Raw genomic sequence first — 1,254 nt, forward strand, 5'->3', positions numbered from 1 at the left:
ATCCAACAGTGAATAGCGGCCTGCAAGAAGGATGCAGTCAATCGGATGCCTGGCAATCACGTCGAGACAGACTTCCACCTCGTTGACACCGAGACCATAAGCCGAGATCGCGCCCGATGATTTCAGTTCGTCCAGAGCGCGCATGCCGCTGTCCAGCAGCTGACGTTGATAAATTGCATTTTTCTCCACGCCGTGCGTATAGACGCCAATATCGTGAACGTAGAGTATGTCGATCTTGTTCAGGCCAAGCCGTGCATAACTGAACTCGAACGAACGCATGATCCCGTCATAGCTGTAGTCGTAGTCAACCGTAAAAGGCAGGGGATTGACGTAAGAGTAATCCGGCACCTGATCTTCCGGAACGGGCCGCAGCAGACGACCGACCTTCGTAGAAAGCACATATGTCTCCCGCTGCTTGCTGCGCAGAAAATCGCCGGTCCGCCGTTCGGATAGACCGAAGCCGTAAAAGGGCGCGGTGTCGAAATAGCGCATTCCCGCATCCCATGCCGCCTGCAACGTTTCCATCGCGGCTTCCCGCGTACATTCCCGGTAGAGTCCGCCGATCGCCGCGCCACCAAATCCGAATTGCGTTACAGCGAGCGGCGTCTTGCCTATTGTGCGGATATCCACGGTTGTTCTCCCATAATTATTCCAGCTATTTCTTGCGCAACGCGTCTGCCAGAGCTGCGCCGAAAGCGCCTTGCGTCGAAGGTTGCGGCTTCTGGCGGCCTGACGCTGGAGCAGCGGTGCGCGATGACTTGTCAACGGTACGGGGACCGCGCGACGGCTCGCTTCCCCCACCATCCTTGCGCATTGTCAGGCTGATGCGGTTGCGTTTGGGGTCGACATCGACAACACGTACTTTGACGACATCCCCAGCCTTGACTACCTCGTGAGCATCTTTGACGAAGCGATCCRCCAATTGCGACAGGTGAACAAGGCCGTCCTGGTGCACGCCGATATCGACGAACGCACCGAAGGCGGCAACATTGGTGACCGTTCCCTCCAGCAGCATTCCAGGCTTCAGATCCTTTATGTTGTCGATGCCGTCGGCAAACGACGCCGTCTTGAATTCCGGCCGTGGATCTCGGCCAGGCTTTTCCAGTTCTGCAATAATATCCCGCACTGTCGGCAATCCGAAGCGCTCGTCGACAAAGACGCGGGGATCAAGCGCCTTCAATGCGCTGCTGTCACTCATCAGTGACCTCACATCGCGGCCGCAAGCGCTGACGATCTTCTTGGCAACACCATAGG

Annotated in this window: 2 protein-coding genes; both read right to left on the minus strand. The window is 57.0% G+C overall.

Annotation, left to right across the window (positions count from 1 at the left end):
* Nucleotides 1–630 (minus strand): aldo/keto reductase (locus tag ACXJ5O_RS27365; protein WP_457302655.1); only part of this gene is annotated, 630 nt, incomplete at its 3' end.
* Nucleotides 631–655: 25 nt separating this feature from the next.
* Nucleotides 656–1,254: S1 RNA-binding domain-containing protein (locus tag ACXJ5O_RS27370; protein ID WP_457302656.1), on the minus strand; the 599-nt coding region annotated here is incomplete at its 5' end.

Source organism: Phyllobacterium sp. P5_D12, from assembly GCF_054049495.1.